We start from the raw sequence: 24,952 nt of genomic DNA on the forward strand, positions 1-24,952 counted from the left end.
GGCTGGTGGACCTGGAGCCGCCGGACGGCTACGACCTGGTCGTCTCGGGCGAGCTCGACCTGTTGATCACCCACCGCTACCCGGGGCGGCAGCTGCCGCCGTCACGCGGGCTGACGCGGGTGCCCCTGCTCGCCGACCGGCTGCGGCTGGTGCTGCCCGCCCGCCACCCGGCGGCACGCAAGCCCGAGGTGAAGCTGGTCGACCTCGCCGACGACGACTGGATCTCGGCCGACCGCCCGTGCCTGGACCTGCTGGCCGCCAAGGACGGGGTGGAGCCGCGGATCGCCTACGAGACCCGGGACTACGCGGCGATCCTGGCGCTGGTCCGGGCCGGGCTGGGCGCGGCGCTGGTGCCGGCGAGCGTGGTGCGTGGCGCCGACGGGATCGTGGTGCGCGACCTGGCCGGGAGCGCGCTGGACCGCGAGGTGTACGCGGTGCACCGGCCCCGGCCGGCCGCACACGTCGAGGCCGTGGCCGGCCTGCTGGCGCGGGTGGCGTCCCGGCTCAGCTGACGTCGACCAGGTCCACCACGAAGACGAGCGTCTCGCCCGGCTTGATGACGTTGCCCGCGCCGCGGTCGCCGTAGGCCAGGTGCGGCGGGATGACCAGACGTCGGCGCCCGCCGACCTTCATGCCCTGCACGCCCTGGTCCCAGCCCGGGATGACGTGCCCGGCGCCGAGCGGGAAGCGCAGCGGCTCGCCCCGGTTCCAGGACGCGTCGAACTCCGCGCCGGTCGAGTGCGAGACGCCGACGTAGTGCACGGACACGACGTTGCCCGCTGCGGCTTGGGGGCCGTCGCCGACGGTGAGGTCGGTGACCTCCAGCTCGGCCGGGGGCGGCCCGGTCGGCTTGTCGACCTCGGGGCGTTCGAGTGCCATGCGTGTTCCTCCCTGTGTTTGCGGTCGCTGCACGGTACCCAGCGGCTCCGGGGGTCGCACGCCCAGTTCGGGGTCGGCTGTTGTAATGAGCAGCGTGAACCTCGACGACCTCACCCCGCGCAGCCGCGCGGTGGCCGCCGGACGGCCGGACGAACCCGGGGAGCCGCTGAACACCCCGCTGGTGCCGGCGAGCACCTACCTGGCTGGCGCGGGCTTCCGGTACGCGCGGGAGGACGGCACGCCGACCTGGGCCGCGCTCGAAGAAGCCGTGGGCGCGCTCGAAGGCGGGCACGCGACGGCGTTCGCCTCCGGCATCGCCACCGCGGCCGCGGTGCTGGACCTGCTGGACGTCGGCGCCGAGGTCGCAGTGCCGGTCTACAGCTACGCGGGCACCCGCGGGCTGCTCGACCACGCCGCGGACAAGGGGCGGCTGAAGGTGCGCCGCATCGAGCCGTCCGACCGGGAGGGCTGGCTGGCCGCCGCCCGTGAGGCCGACGTGGTGTGGGTCGAGTCGCCGACCAACCCGACCCTGGACCTGATCGACATCGCCGAGCTGACGGGCCACCGCGCGCGGGTCGTCGTGGACAACACGTTCGCCACGCCGCTCGGCCAGCAGCCGCTGTCGCTGGGCGCGGACATCGTCGTGCACAGCGCGACCAAGCTGATCGGCGGGCACAGCGACCTGCTGCTCGGGCTGACGATCGCGGCGGACGAGGGCGTGGCCGCGGAGCTGCGCGACGCCCGCACCCGCAACGGCGCAACGCCAGGCGCGCTGGAGGCGTGGCTCGCGTTGCGCGGGCTGCGGACGCTGCCGGTCCGGCTGGCCGAGCAGTCCCGCACCGCGGCGCTGCTGGCGGAGCGGCTCGGTGAGCACCCGGCGGTGACGAAGGTGCGTTACCCCGGCCAGGGCACGATGATCGCCTTCGACCTGGCCGACGCGGACGCCGCCGACCGCCTGTGCGCGTCGCTACGGCTGATCCGGCACGCCACCAGCCTCGGCGGGGTGGAGAGCATCGTCGAGCGCCGCGCGATGTGGCCTGGCGACGCACACGTGCCTGCCGGTTTGGTGCGGTTCAGCGTCGGCCTGGAGGACCCGGAGGACCTCTGGCGGGACCTGGCTCAGGCGCTGACCTGAGCCCGCCGCGTCAGCTGGTCCGGGTCCAGGTGCCAGGCGTGCACGACGCGCGGGTGGATCCGGATCAGCTCGTCGCTGAAGAAGCCGCGCCCGAACGACGGCGGCTCGACGCCGGTGAGAAGTTCGGCCGTGCCGCGGACCTCGACGCCCCGTCCCCAGCCGGGTTTGACGGCGCCCGGCTCGTCCGGGGTGATGTCGTCGACGACGAACGACACCTCGGGGTTGCGTTCGAGGTTGCGCCACTTCTGGCTCTTGCTGAGGTCGGGGCCGCCGATGTCGATCGTGCCGTCGTCGTTGAGCCGGAAGCCCAGCGGCCGGACCTGCGGGCGCCCGTTGGCGTCGACGGTGCCCATGCGGCCGAGCCGCTGGCCGGCCAGGTACGCGCGCTCGCGTTCGGTGAAGATCATGGCATTCACGCTAGAACCTCCAGATAACTGGAGGTCAAGGAAATGCGGGTGCCCGCCCGGCGCGAGCCCGTTAGGGTCGCGCCTGACATGAGTAAGCACATCGCCATGGTCGGGGTCCCGGCCGTCAGCCACGTTCTGCCCGGCCTCGAAGTGATCCGCGAGCTGGCCGCGCGCGGCCACCGCGTCACCTACGCCAACGACCCGGCCGTCGCCCACCTGATCGAACCGACCGGCGCCGAACTGGTGCCGTGCACCTCGACGCTGCCGGTGGCCGACAACGCCTGGCCCGCCGACCCGATCGCCGCGATGGACCTGTTCCTCGACGACGCGATCCAGGCGCTCCCGCAGCTGCGCGCCGTCTACGACGCGGACCCGGCGGACCTCTACCTCTACGACATCGGCGCGTACGGCGCGCGTGCCCTCGCCGAGTCGCAGGGGCGCCCGTTCGTGCAGTTGTCGCCGACCTTCGTGGCCTGGAAGGGCTACGAGGATGAGGTCGCCGCGCAGTTGTGGGCGCTGCCCGGCGCCGACGCGCACCGGGCGAAGTTCGCCGAATGGCTCGCGTCGTGCGGGGCGACCACTTTGGACAGCGACGCGTTCTCCGGCCGGTCGCCGCGCGCGCTGGCGTTGATCCCCCGCGCGATGCAGCCGAACGCCGACCGGGTCGATGACAGCGTGACGTTCGTGGGCCCGTGCCTCGGCGACCGTGCGTCCTTGGGCGGGTGGACGCGGCCCGCGGACGCGGGGAAGGTCCTGCTGGTTTCCCTCGGCTCGGCCTACACGCGCCAGGCCGCGTTCTACCGGGAATGCCTCGCCGCGTTCGGGAACCTGCCCGGCTGGCACGTGGTGCTGCAGATCGGCAAGTACGTCGACCCGGCCGAGCTCGGGGAGGTCCCGGCCAACGTCGAGGTCCGGTCCTGGGTGCCGCAGCCTGCGATCCTGGCGCAGGCCGACGCGTTCGTCACGCACGCCGGGATGGGCAGCAGCGCCGAAGGACTGCACGCGGGCGTGCCGATGATCGCGGTGCCGCAGGCTGCCGAGCAGTTCATGAACGCTGATCGCCTGGTCGAACTCGGCGTGGCGCGGCGGATCGACACCGCGGACGCGACGGCCGAATCGCTGCGGAGCACCCTGCTCGAACTCGTCGCCGACCCCGACGTCGCTCGCACGTCGGCGGGGCTGCGGGACGAGACCCGCGCCGAGGGCGGCTCGACGCGGGCGGCCGACCTCGTCGAAGAGCTGCTTCCCTAGATACCCGCGGCTGGGTATGGGAAGTCGGCCGGTGGCTTGGCCTTCGGGTCGACCCACCGGCGCATCCCGGCGTCGCAGATGGCGTAGCCCCAGTTGATCAGCCGCTCCTGCACGACGGCCGGGGTGCGCCGCAGCCGGGTGGGTGACTCGGCGAGCGCGCGGGTCCGGCTGAGCGGCGCGGGGAGCGCGTCGTCGAGCTCGAAGTTGTCGATGTCGCTGTAGCTGCCCCAGTAGGCGCCCGCGAAGGCGCCATCCACATAGGACTTGATCAGCGAGGACGTGCGCAGCGCGCGGACCTGGTTGTCCATGATGTCGAGCGTGCGCAGCAGCTGACCCGGCCAGTTCCGGGACACCGACCGCAGCTTGTCCATGCGCTTGCCGGCGTCGCTGACGAGCACCGTGTCGCAGTGCCCGATCACCGGGTCCAGCCCGAGGTTGTCGAACACGCCCGCGTCGCTCAGCTCGATGCGCCGGTCCTCGCCCGGCACCGGCGTGGTCAGCACGACCGGCGACAGGAACGGCGGGAACGCCGACGACGCTGCGACCGCAGTCGCGAGCTGCACGGGCGGGTCCTGCTGCCGTTCCCGGTAGAACCACCACTGGTCGCCGTCCTGCAGGTCGGTCGCCGTGAACACGAAGTGCGGGCCGTGCGCGGGCAGATCCGGCAGCAGGAGGTCGCCGAACAGGTGCTTCCGGTACGCCGCCGCGAGGGCTTCCCCGGTGCTGTGGCCGGGTGTCACCAACCCGCGCAGGATCACCGGCACGTCGAGGGTCCGGCCGGCGAGCGCGCGGACCGGCCGCACGACCTCGTCGGTGAAGTTCGCCGCCACCCCGCCGGTGAACTCCAGCCGCGGCCACGCGGCGGCGAGCGCGCCGGCGGTGATCGAGCCGCCGGAGACGCTGGAGATCCGCGTCAGTTCGGGCAGCTGGCCCAGTTCGTTGATGCGCCACAACGCGCCCAGGTGGAACAGCATCGCGCGGTAGCCGCCACCGGACAGGCAGAGCCCGACCCCAGTCATACGGATGGGTGTACTACGGGTGTCCCGCCGGGAGCAAGGAGTCACCTCTTGTCAGACGGCCGCGGCGGCACTAATGTACAACCATGTGGTTGTAAGTCATCTCGACGACGCGGAGATCGATCGCATCTTCCACGCACTCGCGGACGCCACCCGGCGCGACATCGTCACCAGGGTGCTCCGCCAGGAGGAGTCGATCTCGCAGCTCGCCCGCAGGTACGACATGAGTTTCGCCGCCGTGCAGAAGCACGTCGCGGTGCTCGCGCGGGCGTCGCTGGTCGTCAAACAGCGGAGCGGGAGGGAGCAGCTCGTGCACGGCAATCCCGAGGTCCTGCACAAGGCGGCCCGCCTGCTCGACGAATACGAACAGATCTGGCGCCACCGTGCCGACGCGATCGGCGACATCCTGTCCGAGGAGGACGAATGACGGTCATCAGCTCGCACAAGGACACCGAGGCCCTCACCCTCACGATCGTCGCGGAGTACGACGCCGCGCCGGAGCGGGTCTGGCGCGTGTGGGAGGACCCGCGCAAGCTCGAGCGGTGGTGGGGCCCGCCGACCTGGCCCGCCACCTTCGAGCAGCACGATTTCAAGGCCGGTGGCCGCTCCAGCTACTTCATGACCGGCCCGGACGGCACGAAATCCAACGGCTGGTGGGAGATCACCGCGATCGAGGCCCCGCGCCGGCTGGAGTTCGACGACGGTTTCGCCGACGACAAGGGCGAGCGGAACACCGAGATGCCGGTCATCCACTGCGCGGTCACGCTGGAGGCGAACGGCAGCGGCACCCGGATGACCACCGTGAACTCCTTCGAAAGCCTGGAGCAGCTGGAAAAGCTGATCGAAATGGGCATGGAGGAAGGTATGAAGCTCGCCGAGGGCCAGATCGACGCCCTGCTGGCCGAGGACTAGTTCCGGAACTCCCAGAGGATCATCGACGGGACACCGGCGCCGGCGGCCGCGCAGGCCGCCGGCGCCAGTCCGGCCAGCGACCACGGCCACGTCTCCCACGGGCCCGGCTCGGCCGCCGGGATCTCCCGCGCCTGCGCCACCGGTTCCTCGCACCGCGCCGGTTCGAGCCGGGCGGCGAACGCGGCCCGCAGGTAGTCGCCGGTGCGGTGGCAGTGCGAGCGCACCCGGCCGGGCGCGCCGTCCGCGCGGCGCACCGCCGGGACGTGCCCGCGCGCCACCTGTTCCGGGTGCACGTCGGCGACCACCACGCGCCCGCCAGGGCGCAGCACGCGCGCGAACTCCGCGAATACCGGGCCCAGGTCCGGCACGTGCGTCAACGCGAGCGAGCAGGTCACCAGATCGACCGGCCCGGACGGCAGCGCGGTGAGGCTTCCGACGTGGGACTCCCCGTCCGGCAAGCGTTTCCCGGCCAGTTCGAGCATCCCGGGCGACGAGTCGACGCCCACCACCCGGTGGCCGCACTCCGCGAGCACCTCGGCCACCCGGCCCGTTCCGCACGCAGCGTCCAGCGCCACGCCCGGGGACAGCCGGCAGGCGACCTCGCGCACGAACGGCTCGTCGAAGTCGAACGCCGGGTTCGGGGCGTCGTAGGTCGGCGCCCACAGGCCGTCACCCTCGACCTGGTCGACGTGCGCGACCTCCACCCCGTCCGGGGACTCCGCGAGCAGCCGCCGGATCTCGGCGAGGCGCTCCGCGACGAACGCGCGGTCGTGCTCGCCGCGGAAGGAACGCAGCAGCGCCCGGCCTTCCAGTCCGAGTGCGTAGGCCAGCGGGTGTTCGTACGCCATGCCCCGGACCGTAACGATCACCCGGGCGCGGCTACCACGGATTTTCAGTCCAGCAGGTGTTCCAGCACAACCCGCTCGTCCGCGCCGACGTACTCGGCGTAGTAGTCGAACAGGGCGCGCCGCGCCAGCCGGGCCGCCAGCGGGCCGTCGCCGTCCTCCACCGCGCGCAGCACTTCCTTGTGGTGCGCGACCGACGCCGCCATCAGCGCCTGCCGGTCGGTCGAGTTCGCCAGCTTGCCCGCGATCAGGTCCAGCACCACCCCGCGCACGACCTTGCCGCACACCACGATCAGCGTGTTCCGCCCGGCCCGCGCGACCACGTCGTGGAAGGCGACGTCGGCGCGGCTGAACGTCGCGTAGTCGTCCAGGCTCTCCGTCATCGCCGCCAGCGCCGCGCGCAGCTCGGACAGGTCCTCCTCGGTGCGCAGCTCCGCGGCCAGCCGGTACGCCGAGCCCTCCAGGATCATCCGGAACTGCAACAGCTCCGCCAGCCCCAGCGTTTCCGCGCGCGCCAGCCGGTCCAGCGACTTCTGCAGGCTCGCCGGCGACGCGGGCAGGACTTCCGGCCCGCGTGGATCGCCCGGGCGCGAGCGGATCACCTCGCCGGCCTGCAGGACCCGCAGCGCCTCGCGGATCGTGGAACGGCTGACCCCGAACTGGGTCATCAGCTCGCGTTCCCCGGGCAGCCGCTCGCCCGGCCGGAGCCGGCCGGTGAGCACGGCCTGCTCGATCTGTTCCACGATCCGCTCGTAGGCGCGGACCGGGCTGACCGGCTCGAACTCCATCGTCGTCTTGACCTTCACCCCGTGTGGTGCAAACCTAGGCTACTGGTCGGACCAGCATACTGACTCGGGGTGAGGATGAAAGTCCGAATTTCCGCGGCATTGGCGCTCCTGCTGGTGGTTTCGGCCTGTTCCGCCGGATCCACGGCCTCGGTCAGCTCCGGCCCGGACACGCTCGCCGTCGGGTTCACCGCCGAGCCGGCGAACTTCGACTTCACCCGAACCGACGGCACGGCCATCCCGCAGGCCCTGCTCTACAACGTCTACGAGGGCCTGGTGAAGCTTGACGGCAGCGGCAAGATCGTGCCGTTGCTCGCCCGGTCCTGGACCGTGAGCGAGGACCGGCGCACCTACGACTTCCGGCTCCAGCCCGGCGTGACGTTCAGCAACGGCGCACCGTTCACCGCCGACGACGTGAAGTTCTCCATCGACCGCGTCAAGACCGACTGGACGATCTCCATCAAGTCCAAGATGGACGTCGTGGACCACGTCGAGGTGGTCGACCCGCTGCACGCCCGCGTGGTGCTGAAGAAACCCAGCAACGGCTGGCTGTTCGACATGACCGGCCGCGTCGGCGCGATGTTCAGCCCCACCGGGGTCGCCGACCTGGCGGGCAAGCCCGTCGGCACCGGGCCGTACGAGGTGCAGTCCCGGCGGCGCGGCGATTCGATCGTGCTGGCCGCCAACCCGGCCTACTGGGGCCGGAAACCGGTCTACCGGACCGTGATCCTCAAGTACATCAAGGATCCGACCGCGTTGAACAACGCGCTGCTCAGCAACGGCATCGACGTCATCGCGCAGATCACCGCGCCGGACTCGATCCCGCAGTTCGAGAACGACAACCGCTTCACCGTCCTGCAGGGCACCACGAACGGCGAGGTCGTGCTCTCCTTCAACGGCGCCAAAGCCCCGTTCAACGACGTGCGCGTCCGCCGCGCCCTCACCCTGGCCATCGACCGGAAGGCCTTGCTGGACACCGCGTGGGCGGGTCGCGGCACGGTGCTCGGCAGCATGGTCCCGCCCACCGATCCCTGGTACGAGGACCTCGCCGGCTACTACCCGCACGACCAGGTGCAGGCGAAGACGCTGCTGGCCGAAGCCGGGCAGACGAACCTGTCGATCCGGCTGCGCGTCGCGAACCTGCCGTACGCGACGGCCGCCGCGCAGGTCGTCGCCTCCGATCTGGCCGACATCGGCGTGCGTGTCACGATCGAGCCGCTGGACTTCCCGGCCGTGTGGCTCAAGCAGGTCTTCACCGACCACGACTTCGACGCCTCGATCGTCCAGCACGTCGAGGCCCGCGACATCACGACCTTCGGCAACCCCAAGTACTACTGGGGATACGACAACCCGCGGGTCAAGCAGCTCATCTCGGACGCGGACGCGGGCACGCCGGAGCAGCAGGTCGCGGACATGCGCGAGGCCGCCCGCACCATCACCGCGGACGCGGCGGCCGATTGGCTGTTCCTGTACCCGAACGTCGTGGTGGCGAAGAAGAAGGTGACCGGGCTCGCCGCCAACCAGGTCAGCGAGTCCTTCGACCTGACGGGGCTGGGCTGATGGCCGCCGCGATCCCGCGCCGCGTGGCGATCCTGGTGGTCAGCGTGCTGGTCGCCTCCATCGTGGTGTTCGCGTTCATGGCGGTGCTGCCCGGCGATCCGGCGCAGGTCGCGCTCGGCATCAACGCCACCCCGGAGCTGCTCGCCCGCACCCGCGCCGACTTCGGGCTCGACCGGCCGCTGGTCGAGCAGTACCTGAGCTGGATGGGCGGGGTGCTGCAGGGCGACTTCGGCCGCTCCTACGTCACCGGCGAGGCGATCGGGCCGCAGCTGGTGGACCGGCTCGGCGTGACGTTGTGGCTGGTGGGCTCGGGGATGCTGGTCGCGGTCGTGCTCGCGGTGCCGTTCGGCGCGCTGGCCGCGGTGTGGCACCGGCGCTTCGGTGGCACGGCCATCTCCGGCCTGTCGCAGGTGGGTGTCGCGGTGCCTGCCTTCCTCGCCGGGATCCTGCTGGTCCAGGTGTTCGCGGTGCAGCTGCGGTGGCTGCCGTCGGGCGGGTGGACGCCACCGAACCAGGACGCGGGCGAGTTCGTGCGCGGCCTGATCCTGCCCGCCCTGTCGCTCGGTCTCGTGCAGGGCGCGGTGCTCACCCGGTACGTGCGTTCGGCGGTGCTGGACACGCTCGGCCAGGACTACCTGCGCACCGCCCGCTCGAAGGGCCTGCGCCCGTACCCGGCGCTGATGCGGCACGGCATGCGCAACGCCGCCGTGCCGGTGGTGACCGTGCTCGGGCTCCAGCTGACGACGCTGCTGATCGGCGCGGTCGTGGTGGAGCGGGTGTTCGTGCTGCCCGGTCTGGGCAGCATGCTGCTGGACTCGGTGTCCGCGCGCGACCTGCTGGCGGTGCAGGGCATCGTGCTCGTGCTGGTGGTCGCGGTGCTGGTGGTCAACTTCGTGGTCGATCTGCTGTACGTGGTGATCGACCCCCGGCTGAGGACGGCGCGGTGAAGGGGCGGACATCGCCGGCGTTGATCGCCGGCGCGGTACTGGTCGGGCTCGTGGTGCTGGCGGCGCTGGTGTCGTTCGTGTGGACGCCGCACGATCCGCTGAAGGTCGAATCGACCGCCCGGCTGCTCGGGCCGACCGCCGAGCACTGGTTCGGCACCGACAAGTTCGGCCGGGACGTGTTCAGCCAGATCCTCGTCGGCGCGCGCACCACGCTGTACGTCGGCGTGATCGCGGTCGGCGTCGCCGCGCTGGTCGGGACGCCGCTGGGCATCCTGGCCGGGATGTCGATGCGGTGGCTCGGCGAGTTCGTTATGCGGGTCAACGACCTGGTGCTCGCGTTCCCGGCGCTGCTGCTGGCGATCATGCTCGGCGCGGTCTACGGCGCCAGCACGGTCACCGCGATGATCGCGATCGGCGTCGCGACCATCCCGTCGTTCGCACGGGTGGCCCGCTCCGGCACGTTGCAGGTGATGAGCACGGAGTACGTGCTGGCGGCCCGTTCGGCGGGCCGGTCGCGGTTCTTCATCGCGCGGCGGCACGTGCTGCCGAACATCGGCGGGCTGGTGATCGTGCAGTGCTCGGTGTCATTCGGCATCGCGGTGCTGGCCGAGGCGGCGCTGTCGTTCCTCGGGTTCGGCACGCGTCCGCCGACACCGTCCTGGGGGCGCATGCTGCAGGAGTCCCAGGAACTGCTGACGGTGCAGCCGCGGCTCGCGCTGGTGCCGGGTCTCGCGATCGCGATCGCGGTGCTCGGGTTCAACCTGCTCGGCGACGGTCTGCGTGACCGCCTCGACCCCCGGCTGGAGCGGCGATGACCCTCGAAGTGTCGGAACTGTCCGTGCATGCCGGTGCGCAACCGCTGGTGCGCGAGGTGTCGTTCGCGGTCGGCGCCGGTGAGCGGGTCGGGCTGATCGGCGAGTCCGGGTCCGGCAAGTCGCTGACCGCGTCCGCGGTGATGGGCCTGCTGCCGGAGGGGTTGCGGGCGAGCGGGTCGGCGAAGCTGACCGGCACCGAGCTGCTGGGCGCGCCCGAGCGCGAGCTGTCGCGGCGGCGGGGGCGGGACCTGGCGATGGTGTTCCAGGAGCCGATGACCGCGCTGAACCCGCTGATGCGCGTCGGTCGCCAGGTCGCCGAGGCGATCCGGCTGCACACCCGCAAGTCGCGGCGAGCGGCCCACGAAGCCGCGGTGGCGTTGCTGGACGCCGTGAAGCTGCCCGATCCGGAGCAGCTCGCCCGCGCCTACCCGCACCAGCTCTCCGGCGGCCAGCGGCAGCGGGTGGTGCTGGCGATCGCGCTGGCCAACGACCCGGCACTGCTGATCTGCGACGAGCCGACCACGGCGCTGGACGTCACGGTGCAGGCGCAGGTGCTCGACCTGATCCTGACCGGGGTCGCCGAGCGGGAGACGGCGCTGCTGTTCATCACGCACGACCTCGCGGTGGTGGCCAGGGTGTGCACGCGGGTGCTGGTCATGTTCGACGGCCGGATCGTCGAGGAAGGGTCCACTTCGGATGTCCTCACCCGGCCGCGGCACGACTACACGAAGAAGCTGCTGGCCGCGTCGGACCTGGAGGCGGCGTGATCGAACTGCGAGACGTCCACCGCCACTACCGGCGGCCACGCGAGGTGCACGCGCTGCGCGGGGTGTCGTTCACCGTCGCGGGCGGGCAGCGCTTCGGCATCGTCGGCGAATCCGGCTCCGGCAAGTCCACCCTGGTGCGCCTGCTGGCCGGACTGGACCGGCCCACCTCCGGCGAGGTCTCCTTCGACGGCAGGCGGATCGACGGCCTGCCCGAGCGGAAGCTGGGTTTCCTGCGCCGCGCGGTGCAGGTGGTGTTCCAGGACCCGATGGGCTCGCTGGACCCGCGGATGCGCGTGCGGGACATCATTTCCGAGCCACTGGGCCGACGCGATCCGGACCGCGTCGCGGAACTGCTGACCGCGGTCGGGCTGCCGGCGGACGCGGCGAGCCGCTACCCGCACCAGTTCTCCGGCGGGCAGCGGCAGCGGATCTCGATCGCCCGCGCGCTCGCGCCGCACCCGCGGGTGCTGATCGCGGACGAGCCGGTCAGCGCGCTGGACGTGTCGGTGCGCAAACAGATCCTCGACCTCCTCGCCGAGCTGACCGAGCGCTTCGAGCTGACGCTGGTGTTCGTTTCGCACGACCTCGCCGTGGTACGCCGGGTCTGCGACACGGTCGCCGTGATGCGGTCCGGGGAGCTCGTCGAGCTGGGCGCGGTGGAACAGGTCTACGGCGATCCGCGACATCCCTACACGCGGGAGCTCGTCGCGGCGGCCCCGAACCTGCGTGCGGAACTGGCCAGGCTGCAGGGAGGACGATGATGTTCGACCCCTATCCCGACGGACTGCCGATCGGGGCCGACTGGGTGTCCACACCGGACACGATGGAAATCAGGTTCCCCTACGACGGCTGCGTGGTCGCGCGGGCGCCGGTCGGCACGCCCGACCTGGCGCACCTCGCGGTCAACGAGGCGGTGCTCGTCGCGCGGGAGGTGGCGAAGCTGCCCTCGCACGTGCGCCGCGAGGTGCTGCTGGGCGTGCACCGGTCGCTGCTGGAGTGGCGCGACGAGCTGGAAGGGCTGCTGGTCGTGGAGACCGGCAAGCCGCTCGTCGACTGCCGCGTCGAGGTCGCCCGGACGCTGGTGACGTGGCAGGCCGCGGCCGAGGAGGTCGCCCGGCTGCACGGCGAGACCGTGCCGCTGGACCTGCTGCCCGCAGGCGAGGGGCTCACCGGGTTCTGGGTGCGCAAGCCGATCGGCGTGGTCGTCGGCATCGCCGGGTTCAACTACCCGCTGCTGCTCGCCTCGCACAAGATCGCGCCGGCCATCGCGGCGGGGTGCCCGGTGATCGTGAAACCGGCGCCGCAGACGCCGCTGTCGACGCTGTGGCTGGTGCACCTCGTACGCGAGGCGGCGGCTGGCGTCGGCGCGCCGCTGCCGATGGTCCAGCTGGTCACCGGTGACGCCGAGGTCGGATCGGCGCTGGTCACCGACCCACGGATCGGCGCGGTGTCGTTCACCGGCTCGGCTGCCGTCGGGCACCGCATCGCGAAGGACGCGGCGCCGCGGAAGACCCTGCTGGAACTGGGCTCGAACTCGGCGCTGGTGGTCGCCGAGGACGCGGACCTCGACGGGGCCGTGGACGCGGTGCTGCGCGGCGGGTTCTACGCGTCCGGGCAGGCGTGCATCTCCGTGCAGCGGCTGCTGGTCGTCGACGCGGTGGCGGACGAGTTCACCGAACGCCTGCTGGCCCGGCTGCCCGAGGTCGTCACCGGCGACCCGCGGGACGAGCAGACCCGGGTGTCGGCGCTGATCGACGAACGGTCCACCCGTCGCGTGCTCGACTGGATCTCGGCGGCGGTCGCCGCGGGCGCGCACGTGGCCACCGGCGGCGAGGCGGTGGACGGGATCATCCGGCCGACCGTGCTGACCGACGTGCCCGACGGCGTGGACTGCTGGGACGAGGAGATCTTCGGTCCGGTGGTGTGCCTGCGCCGGGTGCCCGACGTGGAAACGGCGTTCATGCAGGTCAGCGACTCGCGGTACGGGCTGCACGCGAGCGTGTTCACGCGCTCGCTGCGCACCGCGATGCGGGCGATCGACGAGCTGGAGGTCGGCGGGGTGGTGGTGAACGAGGTGCCCGGGTTCCGGTCGGACACCATGCCCTACGGCGGCGTGAAGGACTCCGGCATCGGGCGCGAGGGGCCGCGGTTCGCGATCGACGAACTGACCGTGACGCGGATGGCGGTGATCAGGGCGTGAACTACGAGAAGCTGTTCCGGCTCGACGGGAAGCGGGCCGTGGTGCTCGGCGCGGGCAGCGGTATCGGCCGCGAGGCTGCGCTCGCCCTCGCCGCGCACGGCGCGGAGGTGATCTGCGCGGACCGCGATGCCGCCGCCGCGGCGGAGACCGCGCACGAGATCCGCGGCGAGTCCTACGAGATCGACGTGCTCGACTCGTCCGCGGTCGAGCGGGCGGCAGGCGAGCTGGGCGCGCTCGACGTCGTCGTCCTGACCGCGGCGACCAACGTGCGCAAACGCCTGCTCGACTACCGGCGCGAGGAGTTCGACCGGGTCGTCGCGCTCAACCTCGGCGCGACCTTCGACGTCGTCCGGGCCTTCGGCGCCGGCATGGTCGAGCGCGGGCGGGGCAGCATCATCGGGTTCTCCTCGATCCGCGGCACCACCGTCGAACCCGGCCAGGGGCCGTACGCGGCGACCAAGGCGGGGCTCGTCCAGCTGTTCCGCACCGCCGCCGCCGAGTTCGGCCCGTCCGGGGTGCGGGTCAACGCGATCGCGCCCGGCGTGGTCGAGACGCCGCTGACCGAACAGATCAAGGCCAGCCCCGACTGGTACGCCGCGTATGCGGGCAAGAGCGCGCTCGGCCGCTGGGCCAAGGCGTCCGAGCTGGCCGGTGCCGTCGTCTACCTGGCCTCCGACGCGGCGAGCTTCGTCACCGGGGCGGTGCTGGCCGTCGACGGCGGCTGGACCGCGGTGGACGGCCGCTACACACCACCGGAATGAGGAGGGACCCGTGGAGCTGACCGATCTGACCGCGACTGAACTGCTCGCCGCCTACCACGCCGGGACGTTGTCCCCGGTCGAGGTCACCGAGGCGGTGCTGACCCGCATCGACGCGCTGGAACCGTCCCTGCACGCGCTCTACGCCCACGACCCGTCGCAGGCGCGGGACGCGGCCAAGGCGTCCGAACAGCGGTGGCTCGCGGGGGAGGCGGGGCCACTCGACGGCGTGCCGCTCACGCTGAAGGAGAACATCGCGACCAAGGGCACGCCGGTGCCGCTGGGCACCGCGGCCACCGAACTGGTCCCGGCACCGGCCGACGCGCCCGCCGCCGCCCGCGTCCGCGAGGCGGGCGCGGTGCTGCTCGGCAAGACCACGATGCCCGACTACGGGATGCTGACCTCGGGGTTGTCCAGCTTCCACCCGGCAAGCCGCAACCCGTGGGACCGCTCGCGGACGCCCGGCGGGTCGAGCGCGGGCGCCGCCGCCGCGGCCGCCGCCGGGTACGGGCCGCTGCACGTCGGCACCGACATCGGCGGCTCGATCCGGCTGCCCGCCGGGTGGTGCGGGCTGGTCGGTCTGAAGCCGAGCTTCGGGCGGGTGCCGGTGCACCCGCCGTTCCCCGGCCGGGTCGCCGGGCCCCTGACGCGGACGGTGGCGGATGCGGCGTTGCTGATGGGTGTGGTGTCCGCGCCGGACAGCCGGGACCACCTGAGCCTGCCCTCGGCGGAAATCGCCTGGTCACAATTGGAACTCGACGTCACCGGACTGCGCCTCGGGCTGCAGCTGGACGCCGGGGTCGGGCTGCCGGTCGAGGACGACGTGCGAGCCGCGGTGCTCGACGCGGCCCGCCGGTTCGAGGCCGCCGGCGCGATCGTCGAACCGGTCGAACCCTTCCTGACCAGGGAAATGCTGGACGGGCTGGACGACTTCTGGCGCGTGCGGGCGTGGTGCGACATCAGCGCGCTGCCACCGGAACGGCAGGCGTTGGTGCTGCCGTACATCGCCGCCTGGGCGCAGGGCGGCGGGGAGGTTTCCGGTGTCGCGGCGTACCGCGGGTTCGCCCAGATGGACGCGATCAGCGTCGCCGCGCTGCGCGCCGGTGAGCCGTACGACTTCGTCCTGTCGCCGACCTGCCCGGTTTCCGCCCCGCCCGCGGAGTGGGCGTCGCCCACGAACGACCCGGACCGGCCGTTCGAGCACATCGCGTTCACCGTGCCCTACAACATGTCCGGCCAGCCCGCGGTGTCGTTGAACTGCGGTTATACGAGTGGGGGACAGCCGGTCGGGCTGCAGATCGCCGGACGGCGCTTCGACGACCTCGGTGTGCTGCAGCTGGCTGCAGCATTTGAAGGAATTCGCGGCCCGCAGCGGTCGCCGGGGGTGTGAAGACGCGCCATCTGGGGGACGATCGGATCCATGCGGATGGTGTACACCGGAGCGGACGAGGAAGAGTTCATCGACGCCCGGCAGCGGCTGCTCGTCGAGCTGGACGCCTGGTCGCAGATGCGGCAACGGGTGGTGGACCCGGTGGTCGCCGGGGCCATGCTGGACTTCCGCTTCGAACGGGACGGCCTGCTCGGCCGCTGGACGCGTGACATCCTCCGCAACGCGCTGCTGGTGTGGTTCCCGCGCAAGGTCGTGCTGCTCGACCCGCACTCCTCGGCCGTGCTGTCCACGGTCGAAGCGCTGATGGACTTCTTCGACGACGCCGACCTGCTGGACGAGCGCAGCGAGCAGCCCGCCGTGCTGCGCACGTACCTGACCGCGATCGCCGACCGGTTCGACACGGCGATGAACGAGCCCTCGAACTTCGGGCTGGCCAAGTTCTGGGCCGTGGCTATGGCCGAGCACGGCATCGACCCGCTGAACGAGGTCGCCGCGCAGGCGTTCATCGACCGGGTGCGGCGGGGTGAGGTCGAGGTCGACCAGACGTTGCTGCACGACCTGGCCTACCGCCACTACCAGGGGGACCCGGACGCGGAGGCGGCCGCGCCGTCCCCGGTGTTCCCGCTCGCGTCGCCCGAGCGGCTGGCGGCGGAGGCCGAGGTCACGGCGGTGGTGCCGCAGCTGCGCCGGTTCGTCGAGTGGATCGGCGACGGCCGGGACCTGGCGGAGATCAGCGCGCCTGCCGAGTTCGTCGCGATGGCCAAGCGGGCCGGGGTGGTCCGGGTCTACCGCGGACGGCTGGTGCCGGTGAAGAAGGCGGCGCGGCGGCTGGCCGACCCGGTCGAGCTGTGGCGGGCGGCGGTGGCGTCGATCCTGGGCAACCCGGTCGCGGCCGAGATGGTCACCGAACTGGCTTCGGAGCCTGCCACGATCCCGATGCTGGTGGAGATGCTGGGCGGTGACGGCGGCACGATCCTGCGGGTGGTGGCCCGGCTGGCCGAGTACGGGCTGGTGGAGATCTTCCCCGCGGGCGAGGAACACGTCGAGGACCTGCTGGACTTCGCGGGGGTGGACTACCTCGACGAGGTGCCCGAGGAGGAGCGGCAGGTCGTGCAGCTGCTGCCGCTCGGTGTGCAGGCGGCCTACGAACTGCGGCTCGCCGAGGGCGAGCCGGTGCTGACGGTGGACGATCTCGCGACCGAGACGGCGGAGGTCCTGTTCGCGCGCCTGGCGCCGCTGGACCCGCAGGTACTCGACGAGGGCTCGGCGACGTGGCTGCGCGCGCGGGACCCGGAACGCGCGATCGCCGAGCTGTCGGCGCTGGCCCGCCGGACGGACGACTTCGAGCACCTGATGCTGACGTTCCGCCTGCTGGCGCGCCTCGGCGGCGACGGCGTCGCGGCGATCGCCTCCCTGCGCGACCACTCGGCAGCCGGCCCAGCCGCGACGACGTGGCTGTTCGACGCGGGCCTGATCGACCGCAGTGAGGTCGCCGGCCGCGAGCGCACGTACAGCAAGGTGGACCTACTGGCCGCGGACATCCGGACGGAAGGCCGGGAAAAGGCCCTCGCCGACTTCGCCTCACAACCCCGACCGGACCAACTGCTGTTCCTGGCAGGCGCGACGATCTGCGGCCACCCGAGCGCACGCGAGGTGCTCGAATCGGTCGTCGTGGCGCACCCCGACCGCGCTGTATCGAATGCGGCGCGCAAAGCGCTGGACTGGCTCCACGACGAACCGTTTTGAACGCCCGAAGAGCCCGCCCTGCGGGCGGAATGCGCCTCACGGCGCCGATAGGTCACCTTCGACCACCCCCGCCCCCGATGCCTGATTGTGACTAAAGATCGGCTGTGAATCGGGGGCGGGGGAGGTCTGGTTGGGGTAGTCGCTTGCTTTTCGTTGCCGGGTGGCGGTTTTCTTGTTGGCTAGAGCTTTCCGGCGATTGCCTCTGCCAGTGCGAGGATTCGCTGCGCGTTCTCCACGTGCAGGTTCTCGATCATCCGCCCGTCCACGGTCACCACGCCGCGTCCCTCGGACTTCGCCTCCTCGAATGCGGCGATGATCTTCCGCGCCTGTGCGACCTCGTCGTCCGACGGTGCGAACACCCGGTTGCACGGCTCGATCTGGCCAGGATGAATGAGGGTCTTGCCGTCGAACCCGAACTGGCGTCCCTGCAGGCACTCCGCCTCGAACCCGGCCAGGTCCTTCACGTCGTTGTAGACGCCGTCCAGGATGACCTTGCCCGTCGCCCGTGCGGCGAGCAGGCACAGCGACAGTCCACCCAGGAGCGGGGCCCGGCCGCGGACGAACTCCGCGTGCAGCTCCTTGGCCAGGTCATTCGTCCCCATCACGAGCACCGTCAGACGCTCGCTCGCCGACGCGATCTCCTCCGCGTGCAGCATCGCGACCGGGGTTTCGACCATCGCCCAGATCTTCGTCGAATCGGGCGCCCCGCCGAGCTCCAGCGCGCGCTCGATGTTGTGCACCTCGGCCGCCGAGTTGACCTTCGGCACGACCACGGCGGCCGGGCCCGCCTGGGCCGCCGCCCGGAGGTCCGCGTCGTGCCACTCGGTGTCCAGTCCGTTGACCCGGATGGTCACCTCGCGGCTGCCGTAGTCGCCCGACGCCGCCGCCGCGCACACCCGCTCCCGCGCCGCCTCCTTCGCGTCCGGTGCGACCGCGTCCTCCAGGTCCAGGATCAGCGCGTCCGCGGGCAGGGTCTTCGCCTTCTCCAGCGCCCGCTCGTTCGCGCCCGGCATGTACAGCACCGAACGCCGCGGCTTCACTCCACTCATGCCAGCGCTTCCTTCGTCGCCTCGTCGTACGCCTGCTTCAGCTCCGGGTCGCGCTCGGCCAGCTTGTCCGCCAGCTCCGCGACCACCCGGCACTGCTTGACCGAGGCGTCGTCCTGCATCTTCCCGTCGATCATGACCGCGCCGGTGCCGTCCCCCATCGCCGCGATCACCTTCCGCGCCCACGCGACGTCCTTCGGCTCCGGCGAGAACACCCGCTTCGCGATGTCCACCTGCACCGGGTGCAGCGTCCAGGTGCCGACACAGCCGAGCAGGAACGCGTTGCGGAACTGGTCCTCGCAGGCCACCACGTCCCGGATGTCCCCGAACGGCCCGTAGTACGGCAGGATCCCGTGCATCGCGCAGGCATCGACCATCCGCGCGACCGTGTAGTGCCACAGGTCCTGCTGGTAGGTGGTGCGGCCTTCGTGCAAGTCCTCGCCGACCGGGTCGGTCCGCACCAGGTAGCCGGGGTGCCCGCCGCCGACGCGGGTCGTCTTCATGCGGCGACTCGCGGCGAGGTCGGCCGGGCCCAGCGAAATGCCCTGCATGCGCGGGCTCGCGCCGGCGATCTCCTCGACGTTCGCGACCCCGCTCGCGGTCTCCAGGATCGCGTGCACCAGCAGCGGCCTGCGCAGACCTGCCCGCGCTTCCAGCTGGGCCAGCAACCGGTCGACGTAGTGGATGTCCTGCGCGCCCTCGACCTTCGGCACCATGATCACGTCGAGTTTGTCGCCGATCTCCGTGACCAGCGTGATCAGGTCGTCCAGCACCCACGGCGAGTCGAGGCTGTTGATCCGCGTCCACAGCTGCGTCGAGCCGAAGTCGGTGGCCTTCGCGATCTCCACCAGGCCCTGGCGCGCGGCCTCCTTGCGGTCCGCGCGCACCGCGTCCTCGAGGTTGCCGAGCAGCACGTCGACCTTCTTGGCCAGGTCGGGGACCTTCGCCGCCATCTTCGCGTTGCTGGGGTCGAAGAAGTGGATCATCCGCGACGGCAGCGCGGGGATCTCGCGGACGGGGTCGGGCGCCCCCACGGCGAGGGGCGCGAAGAAGTCCTTCGGCGAGCGCATCCGTCCTCCCTTGGCACAGCCGTTGTAACCGATGAGTAACCCTAACCACGAAACCAGGGGAACCGCTGCGGCGAAGCTCACCTCGGAGTGAGGTGCGAATGCGGAACTGGGCGGTGCCGGGCTTCACCGAAGTCGGGTTGCTGGGCGAAGGCGGGTTCGGCGAGGTCGTGCTGGCCAGGCACGACCCGTCCGGCACCCCGGTGGCGATCAAGTACCTGTTCGGGAAGCACCTCGGCGACCCGGCGCGGCTGACCGCGTTCCGGCACGAGGCGCAGCTGCTGAGCCGCATCCGGTCGCCGCACGTCGCCCGGCTCTACGAGTTCCACGAGAGCCCGCACGGCGCGGCGATCGTGATGGAGGCCGTTCACGGCGTCTCGCTGCGTGAGGTCCTCGGCCACGACGGCGTGCTGCCGCCCGAGTCGGCGCTCGCGGTGCTGAAGGGCTCGCTGCTCGGGCTGGCCGACGCGCACCGGGCCGGGGTCGTGCACCGCGACTACAAACCGGCGAACGTGCTGGTCGGGCCCGGTCGGGAGAGCAAGCTGGTCGACTTCGGCATCGCCGTGCTGGCCGGGCGGCCCGGCGTGCCCGCGGGCACCCCGGCGTACATGGCGCCCGAGCAGTGGCGCGGCGGGCCCGCCGCCCCGGCGACCGACGTGTACGCGGCGACCTGCGTGTTCTTCCAGAGCATCGCCGGGCGGCAGCCGTACCAGGGCACGACCACCGACGAGCTCCGGGACCTGCACGAGAACGCGCCGGTGCCGCTCGACGCGGTTCCGGCGCCGGTGCGCGGGCTGATCGCGCGCGGCATGGCGAAGGAGGCGGACCGGCGGCCGTCCGCGGCGGCCGAGTTCGTCGCCGAACTGGAGACCGCCGCGGTCGCCGGGTACGGCCCGGACTGGGAGCAGCGCGGCCTGGGCAGGCTGGCCCAGCGGGCCGGGGCGTTGCTGGCGTTGTCGCCGCTGGCGCTGCTCGGCGCCGGGACCGCGGCCGCGCCGGGAGCCGCGGCGGGCGGGCTGGCGGCGGTCGGCACCGGCATCGGTCTCGGCGCGAAGATCGGCGCCACGCTGGTCGCCGTCGCGGTCGGCATCGGCGCGGTGATCGGCACGATCGCGGTGATCGGCAACGGCGAAACCCTCCCGCCGGTCGCCGCGGCGCCACCCGCCGAGCAGCAGGCGGCGGTCCAGGTCAGCCTGCTGACCCGCACCGAACCCGGCGCCGGGTTCCACGTCGACGCGCAGTACGCCGCGATGAGCGGGATGCGGGACCCCGCGGTGCAGGACCGGGTCAACGCCGCGCTCGCGAAACCGCTCGACGACTTCACCGCCTACGTCCGCTCCGGGATCGTCGACCCGACGGAGGACCCGGTGATCGAGAACAAGGTCACCATCGGCAGGCAGGACGAGCGGATCGTGTCCGTGCGGTACGACCTGATGGTGCAGTCGAGCCAGTTCGGCAACCACGGCGGCTACGCCATCCTGTGGCTGAACGTCGACCTGTCGACCGGGCAGGTGATCACCGCCGGGGACGTCCTCGACGGCATCGCGGCCGACCAGAACGCGATGAGCGTGCTGGAGGCGCGGATCCTCGCCCGCTCACCGGGCGGCTACTGCGACGGCGGCGAACCGTTCGGCGAGCGCACCCCGCTCGCGCCGCAGGACCTGCAGCCGTGGGGGATCCTCGACGCGCCCGCGCTCCAGCTGGGATTCCGGCCAGACGGAGTGGTGTTCTGGCTCGCCACCGACGCGCGGAACTATCCGATGGCGTGTGGGTTCCACGAGGTCGTGGTTCCCTACTCGGAGGTGGCCGACCTGATGACACCGCTGGGCCGGGAACTCCTGCCCTGATCCGTACGTTGTCCACAGTGGAACGTGAATGGAATTGCTCCGTTCGGCGGTACGGAAGCGCTGGGCGTCGGGTCGTTCAGCGGTCCGTCACCCATTCGGAAGCAGTGTCGGGCTGAAGTCCCGACACCGCTCATCGACCGGTCACCGACCGTTGAGCGCCGCCGATCGCAGGCGCTCCCATTGTCCACCGATCAACCGGCCCACCCCTGGTACCTCTTTCCATGTGCCTCTTTTCACGAGGTGCGGGTAGGGAATCAGCGGTAAGAGGAGGCGGATCGTGGCGGTTACACCAGGGCACACCGGAAACTCGGTGGTGGCCGGCGGACGATCGTTCCCCACCCGCGTGGTGCCGCCCGTCGAGTTGCCCGCCAGCGTCAGCGTGCTGGCCCGCGACGCCGCCGCCCAGCTGGGCTGGAAGGGTGTCGTGCTCCCCGAGGTCACGATGCTCGGCCGCCGCGTGTGCGTCGTCGCCAAGCTGCGCACCGCCACCCACGCCGAGCGGATCGCGATGGGCGTCGCCCCGGTGACCGACCGCGCGACCGTCGCCACCTGGACGTGGCCGGAGTTCGCGCCGACCGCCCCGGCCCCGGCCGCGGAGATCGTCGGCGTCCTCGCTGTCGCCCGGCACTGGCGCACCGGGATGGCGTCCGCCGTGCCGTTCAGCCGCTACGGCGAGGCGGCCGTGGTGCTGCCGACGTCGGCCGTGCTGAGCCGCGACTACCTGGACAACTGCCTGCCGCGCGCCCGTTCCTACGGCGTGGGCGTGGTCACCGCCGACGAGGACGCCCGGGTCGACTTGGACATCGACGTGCGCCGCGAGCGCATCCTCCTCCCCGAGGACGCGGTGTCCCGCTGGATCAACGAAATGGTCTACGAGCAGCTCCTCGCCTCCTACGACCTGCCGGTGGCCTGACCCCGGCCTAGAGTCAGTTCCATGCGAGTCGTCATCGCCGGAGGGCACGGGAAGATCGCGCGTCACCTGGAGCGGCTGCTGGCCGGCACCGGGGACGAGGCCGTTGGCATAATCCGCAACGTCGAGCAGGCCTCCGCCCTGCGCGACCTCAGCGCCGAGCCGGTCGTGCTCGACCTGGAGTCCGCCGCGGTCGACGAGGTCGCCGACGTGCTGAAGGGCGCGGACGTCGCGGTGTTCGCCGCCGGCGCGGGCCCCGGCAGCGGCGCGGCCCGCAAGGAGACGGTGGACCTCGGCGCCGCGCGGCTGTTCGCCGACGCCGCGGAGCGCGCCGGCGTCCGGCGGCACATCCAGATCGGCTCGATCGGCGTCGACCGCCCGGCCCGCCCCGGCACCGACGAGGTGTTCGCGGCGTACCTGCGCGCGAAGAAGGCCGCCGAGGACGACCTGCGCGCCCGCGACCTGGACTGGACCATCCTGCGCCCCGGCCGCCTCACCGACGAGCCCGCGATCGGCGAGGTCCACCTGGCCGACAAAGTCGACTACGGCGAAATCCCGCGCGAGGACGTCGCCGCGGTGCTGGTCGCGCTCTTCGAGGAGCCCCGCTCGTTCCGCCGCACGCTGGAACTGGTGACCGGCGACACGCCCGTCGACGAAGCGATCACCCGCTTGTAGATGACTCAGGAGAGCATCGAGATCGCGGGCTGGCCCGCGGACGAGGCCCGCCGCCGGTCGCGCAAGATGTCGGACTGGCATCGGGACGGGACAGCGGCTCCGCGGGCAGCGGGGCATCGAGAGCCGGTTCCTCGGCGCGGTCTTTTCGGCCGCGCTCGGGGACGCGATGGGGTACCGGGTCGCGGCGATGGGCGCCGAAGCGTTGCGGCGTCAGAACGAGCGGTGGTTTACCGAACCCGTGTTCCCCAACGGCGTCGCGCTGGTCTCGCCGAACACGCAGCTCGTGCTGTTCACGGCCGAGTCGATGATCGGACCGCACGCGGCGGACCGGCCCATCCCCGGACCGCCGTCGTCGTTCTGCCGCAACAACTCCTGCGCGGGCAACCGCTGCCAGCGGCGATCGCCGCGGTCCGGCTGCTGAACCAGCCGGAAGCCGCTCCGGTGGTCCAGGCCCTCGACGCCGCGGTCGAACTCGCCCGCACCGTCGAGGCGCCGGCTTCACCACAGCAGCTGACCGCCACCCGCGACCTGCTCGCCGAGTTCGGGCCGCAGCCGCCGGGCGATCCACTGTGGATTCACCGCTACTGGCACGACCGACGGGCCGCCTAGGGCAACGGGCCGAGCACCCGGTCCACATAGGAGTTCCGGAACACCCCGGCCGGGTCGCAGCGTTGCGCCACCTTCACGAAGTCGTCGAAGTGCGGGTAGCGCTCGCGCAGCGCTGCGGCGTCCAGGGTGTGCATCTTGCCCCAGTGCGGGCGCCCGCCGACGGCCCCGACGATCGACTCGAAGCCGGCGAAGTACTCGCGGTAGGGCATGCCGACGAACTGGTGCACGGCGATGTAGGCGGAGTCGCGGCCCTGCGCCGTGGACATCCAGATGTCGTCCGCCGCCGCGACGCGCACCTCCACCGGGAACGCCACCGGGTTCTCCAGCCGCGGCACCAGCGCCCGCAGCTCGCACAGGACCTCGTGCAGTGATTCACGTGGAACGGCGTACTCCGACTCCACGAACCGCACCCCGCGGTGGGTCACGAAAACCCGGTGCGAGGTGTCCGAGTACTCGCGTGCCGACAACGCCGCCGACGCGAACCGGCCGAGCGGCTGGACCAGTCGCGGCACCGCGCGGCCGATGCGGCACAGCGTGCCGAACGCGATGTTCTCCATGATCTCGTAGTCGAAGAACTCCCGGGCCCGGCTTAACGGCCGCGGCGTTTCGCCGGCCGGCAGCCGGTTGTTGCGCTTGACCAGCGCGTTCTTCCCGTACGGGAACCAGTAGAACTCGAAGTGGTCGTTCTCGGCCGCGAAGGTGTCGAACCCCTCCAGCACCTGCTCCAGCGGCTCCGGCCGCTCCTGCGCGGCGAGCGCGAACGCCGGTTCGCACTGCAGCGTCACGTGCGTGATCACGCCGACCGCGCCGAGCCCGACGCGGGCGGCGGCGAACAGGTCCGGCTGCCGGTCGGCCGAGCACGTGACCACCGAACCGTCGGCGAGCACCAGTTCCAGCTGCACGATCTGCGTGGCCAGCCCGCCGAGCCGCGCACCAGTGCCGTGCGTGCCGGTCGACACCGCGCCCGCGATCGTCTGCGCGTCGATGTCCCCGAGGTTGGTCAGCGCCAGGCCCAGTCCGTCCAGCTCGGCGTTGAGCTGCCGGATGGTGGTGCCCGACCGCACCGTGACGCGGTGGCTCCCGGCGTCGACCGCGGCGATCCCGGTCCAGCCGCGGAGGTCGATCGCGTCCGAGTCGGCCACCGCGATCGGCGTGAACGAGTGCCCGCTGCCCCACGCGCGGACGCGGCGGCCGTGCACCGCGACGCGGGTGACGACCTCCGCGATCTCGGCCGCGCTGCGCGGGGTGTGGATGCGCTGCGGGTCCGCGCTCGCGGTCCCCGCCCAGTTCTGCCACCGGCTCATGAAGTGCTCACCCGTCCGTGTCGAGTGACGAAACCGTAAGTGAAAGGTATTCGCGTTTCAAGTTTTTCTGACGTACGGTCC

Annotated in this window: 27 protein-coding genes; 19 read left to right on the forward strand and 8 right to left on the reverse strand. The window is 71.9% G+C overall.

Annotation, left to right across the window (positions count from 1 at the left end):
• Window positions 1–5 precede the first annotated feature (5 nt).
• Window positions 6–512: a LysR substrate-binding domain-containing protein gene (locus AMETH_RS39530; RefSeq protein ID WP_017986020.1), complete on the forward strand. Its 507-nt coding sequence runs from the start codon at window positions 6–8 to the stop codon at window positions 510–512.
• On the opposite strand, the gene AMETH_RS00340 is transcribed toward AMETH_RS39530, so the two are convergent.
• Window positions 505–879, reverse strand: a complete 375-nt coding sequence (locus AMETH_RS00340) for an FKBP-type peptidyl-prolyl cis-trans isomerase (protein WP_017986021.1) — start codon at window positions 877–879, stop codon at window positions 505–507. The two genes, AMETH_RS39530 and AMETH_RS00340, sit on opposite strands and share 8 nt — an antisense overlap.
• 85 nt (window positions 880–964) lie before the next feature.
• Here AMETH_RS00340 and AMETH_RS00345 point away from each other — a divergent pair, with 85 nt between their 5' ends.
• Window positions 965–2,014 (forward strand): trans-sulfuration enzyme family protein, encoded by a 1,050-nt coding sequence (locus tag AMETH_RS00345; RefSeq protein WP_017986022.1) that lies wholly within the window; start codon window positions 965–967, stop codon window positions 2,012–2,014.
• Here the strand turns inward: AMETH_RS00345 and AMETH_RS00350 are convergent.
• On the reverse strand, window positions 1,999–2,421 hold the full coding sequence (locus tag AMETH_RS00350) for a PPOX class F420-dependent oxidoreductase (RefSeq protein WP_017986023.1): 423 nt from the start codon (window positions 2,419–2,421) through the stop codon (window positions 1,999–2,001). The genes AMETH_RS00345 and AMETH_RS00350 overlap by 16 nt on opposite strands.
• Window positions 2,422–2,448: 27 nt before the next feature.
• On the opposite strand from AMETH_RS00350, the gene AMETH_RS00355 reads away from it, so the two are divergent.
• Window positions 2,449–3,672 (forward strand): macrolide family glycosyltransferase, encoded by a 1,224-nt coding sequence (locus tag AMETH_RS00355; protein WP_410468244.1) that lies wholly within the window; start codon window positions 2,449–2,451, stop codon window positions 3,670–3,672.
• Here the strand turns inward: AMETH_RS00355 and AMETH_RS00360 are convergent.
• Complete coding sequence (locus tag AMETH_RS00360) at window positions 3,669–4,691, reverse strand: patatin-like phospholipase family protein (RefSeq protein ID WP_017986025.1); 1,023 nt, start codon at window positions 4,689–4,691, stop codon at window positions 3,669–3,671. The genes AMETH_RS00355 and AMETH_RS00360 overlap by 4 nt on opposite strands.
• Window positions 4,692–4,764: 73 nt before the next feature.
• Here AMETH_RS00360 and AMETH_RS00365 point away from each other — a divergent pair, with 73 nt between their 5' ends.
• On the forward strand, window positions 4,765–5,115 hold the full coding sequence (locus tag AMETH_RS00365) for an ArsR/SmtB family transcription factor (RefSeq protein ID WP_017986026.1): 351 nt from the start codon (window positions 4,765–4,767) through the stop codon (window positions 5,113–5,115).
• Window positions 5,112–5,600 carry an SRPBCC family protein gene (locus AMETH_RS00370; protein WP_017986027.1) on the forward strand — a complete coding sequence of 163 codons (489 nt, stop codon included), beginning with the start codon at window positions 5,112–5,114 and terminating at the stop codon, window positions 5,598–5,600. The genes AMETH_RS00365 and AMETH_RS00370 overlap by 4 nt, the downstream gene beginning before the upstream one ends.
• On the opposite strand, the gene AMETH_RS00375 is transcribed toward AMETH_RS00370, so the two are convergent.
• On the reverse strand, window positions 5,597–6,448 hold the full coding sequence (locus AMETH_RS00375; RefSeq protein ID WP_017986028.1) for a class I SAM-dependent methyltransferase: 852 nt from the start codon (window positions 6,446–6,448) through the stop codon (window positions 5,597–5,599). The two genes, AMETH_RS00370 and AMETH_RS00375, sit on opposite strands and share 4 nt — an antisense overlap.
• 44 nt (window positions 6,449–6,492) lie before the next feature.
• Entirely contained in the window at window positions 6,493–7,233 is a 741-nt protein-coding gene (locus AMETH_RS00380) for a FadR/GntR family transcriptional regulator (RefSeq protein WP_026153670.1), read from the reverse strand.
• 75 nt (window positions 7,234–7,308) lie between these two features.
• Between AMETH_RS00380 and AMETH_RS00385 the strand changes: the two genes are divergently transcribed.
• Genes AMETH_RS00385 through AMETH_RS00425 form a run of 9 tightly spaced genes read left to right on the forward strand, consistent with a single transcriptional unit; the run spans window position 7,309 to window position 17,413 of the window.
• Window positions 7,309–8,790, forward strand: coding sequence for an ABC transporter substrate-binding protein (locus AMETH_RS00385; protein WP_026153671.1), 1,482 nt, complete (start codon window positions 7,309–7,311; stop codon window positions 8,788–8,790).
• A complete protein-coding gene (locus AMETH_RS00390; protein ID WP_017986031.1) occupies window positions 8,790–9,737 on the forward strand; it encodes an ABC transporter permease in 948 nt (315 codons plus the stop codon). Before AMETH_RS00385 ends, AMETH_RS00390 begins: the two co-directional genes overlap by 1 nt.
• Window positions 9,734–10,552: an ABC transporter permease gene (locus AMETH_RS00395; protein ID WP_017986032.1), complete on the forward strand. Its 819-nt coding sequence runs from the start codon at window positions 9,734–9,736 to the stop codon at window positions 10,550–10,552. Before AMETH_RS00390 ends, AMETH_RS00395 begins: the two co-directional genes overlap by 4 nt.
• Entirely contained in the window at window positions 10,549–11,319 is a 771-nt protein-coding gene (locus AMETH_RS00400) for an ATP-binding cassette domain-containing protein (protein ID WP_017986033.1), read from the forward strand. The genes AMETH_RS00395 and AMETH_RS00400 overlap by 4 nt, the downstream gene beginning before the upstream one ends.
• Window positions 11,316–12,080 carry an ABC transporter ATP-binding protein gene (locus AMETH_RS00405; RefSeq protein ID WP_017986034.1) on the forward strand — a complete coding sequence of 255 codons (765 nt, stop codon included), beginning with the start codon at window positions 11,316–11,318 and terminating at the stop codon, window positions 12,078–12,080. The genes AMETH_RS00400 and AMETH_RS00405 overlap by 4 nt, the downstream gene beginning before the upstream one ends.
• Window positions 12,080–13,519 carry an aldehyde dehydrogenase family protein gene (locus tag AMETH_RS00410; protein ID WP_017986035.1) on the forward strand — a complete coding sequence of 480 codons (1,440 nt, stop codon included), beginning with the start codon at window positions 12,080–12,082 and terminating at the stop codon, window positions 13,517–13,519. Before AMETH_RS00405 ends, AMETH_RS00410 begins: the two co-directional genes overlap by 1 nt.
• Window positions 13,516–14,280, forward strand: coding sequence for an SDR family NAD(P)-dependent oxidoreductase (locus tag AMETH_RS00415; protein WP_017986036.1), 765 nt, complete (start codon window positions 13,516–13,518; stop codon window positions 14,278–14,280). The genes AMETH_RS00410 and AMETH_RS00415 overlap by 4 nt, the downstream gene beginning before the upstream one ends.
• A 10-nt stretch (window positions 14,281–14,290) precedes the next feature.
• A complete protein-coding gene (locus AMETH_RS00420; protein ID WP_017986037.1) occupies window positions 14,291–15,667 on the forward strand; it encodes an amidase in 1,377 nt (458 codons plus the stop codon).
• Window positions 15,668–15,697: 30 nt separating this feature from the next.
• Entirely contained in the window at window positions 15,698–17,413 is a 1,716-nt protein-coding gene (locus AMETH_RS00425) for a hypothetical protein (protein ID WP_038531775.1), read from the forward strand.
• 179 nt (window positions 17,414–17,592) lie between these two features.
• On the opposite strand, the gene AMETH_RS00430 is transcribed toward AMETH_RS00425, so the two are convergent.
• Both AMETH_RS00430 and AMETH_RS00435 read right to left on the reverse strand, forming a co-directional pair.
• Window positions 17,593–18,462 (reverse strand): HpcH/HpaI aldolase/citrate lyase family protein, encoded by an 870-nt coding sequence (locus AMETH_RS00430; RefSeq protein ID WP_038531777.1) that lies wholly within the window; start codon window positions 18,460–18,462, stop codon window positions 17,593–17,595.
• Window positions 18,459–19,529 (reverse strand): HpcH/HpaI aldolase/citrate lyase family protein, encoded by a 1,071-nt coding sequence (locus AMETH_RS00435; RefSeq protein WP_017986040.1) that lies wholly within the window; start codon window positions 19,527–19,529, stop codon window positions 18,459–18,461. The genes AMETH_RS00430 and AMETH_RS00435 overlap by 4 nt, the downstream gene beginning before the upstream one ends.
• A 98-nt stretch (window positions 19,530–19,627) precedes the next feature.
• Here AMETH_RS00435 and AMETH_RS38915 point away from each other — a divergent pair, with 98 nt between their 5' ends.
• From AMETH_RS38915 to AMETH_RS37635, 5 genes are all read left to right on the forward strand, one after another.
• Window positions 19,628–21,373: a serine/threonine-protein kinase gene (locus AMETH_RS38915; protein ID WP_051079478.1), complete on the forward strand. Its 1,746-nt coding sequence runs from the start codon at window positions 19,628–19,630 to the stop codon at window positions 21,371–21,373.
• A 277-nt stretch (window positions 21,374–21,650) separates the two neighbouring features.
• Complete coding sequence (locus AMETH_RS00445; RefSeq protein ID WP_026153672.1) at window positions 21,651–22,286, forward strand: hypothetical protein; 636 nt, start codon at window positions 21,651–21,653, stop codon at window positions 22,284–22,286.
• 21 nt (window positions 22,287–22,307) lie between these two features.
• A complete protein-coding gene (locus tag AMETH_RS00450) occupies window positions 22,308–22,958 on the forward strand; it encodes an SDR family oxidoreductase (RefSeq protein WP_017986042.1) in 651 nt (216 codons plus the stop codon).
• Window positions 22,959–23,124: 166 nt separating this feature from the next.
• The gene (locus AMETH_RS00455) at window positions 23,125–23,379 is read left to right on the forward strand and encodes a hypothetical protein (RefSeq protein ID WP_017986043.1); all 255 of its coding nucleotides are present in this window, start codon (window positions 23,125–23,127) and stop codon (window positions 23,377–23,379) included.
• A 20-nt stretch (window positions 23,380–23,399) separates the two neighbouring features.
• Window positions 23,400–23,567, forward strand: coding sequence for a hypothetical protein (locus AMETH_RS37635; protein ID WP_017986044.1), 168 nt, complete (start codon window positions 23,400–23,402; stop codon window positions 23,565–23,567).
• Here AMETH_RS37635 and AMETH_RS00460 read toward each other — a convergent pair.
• Window positions 23,564–24,871, reverse strand: a complete 1,308-nt coding sequence (locus tag AMETH_RS00460; protein ID WP_017986045.1) for a D-arabinono-1,4-lactone oxidase — start codon at window positions 24,869–24,871, stop codon at window positions 23,564–23,566. The two genes, AMETH_RS37635 and AMETH_RS00460, sit on opposite strands and share 4 nt — an antisense overlap.
• Between the last annotated feature and the right edge of the window lie 81 nt (window positions 24,872–24,952).

Origin of the sequence: Amycolatopsis methanolica 239 (assembly GCF_000739085.1) — a bacterium.
In the GTDB taxonomy this organism is placed as follows: Bacteria; Actinomycetota; Actinomycetes; order Mycobacteriales; family Pseudonocardiaceae; genus Amycolatopsis_E; species Amycolatopsis_E methanolica.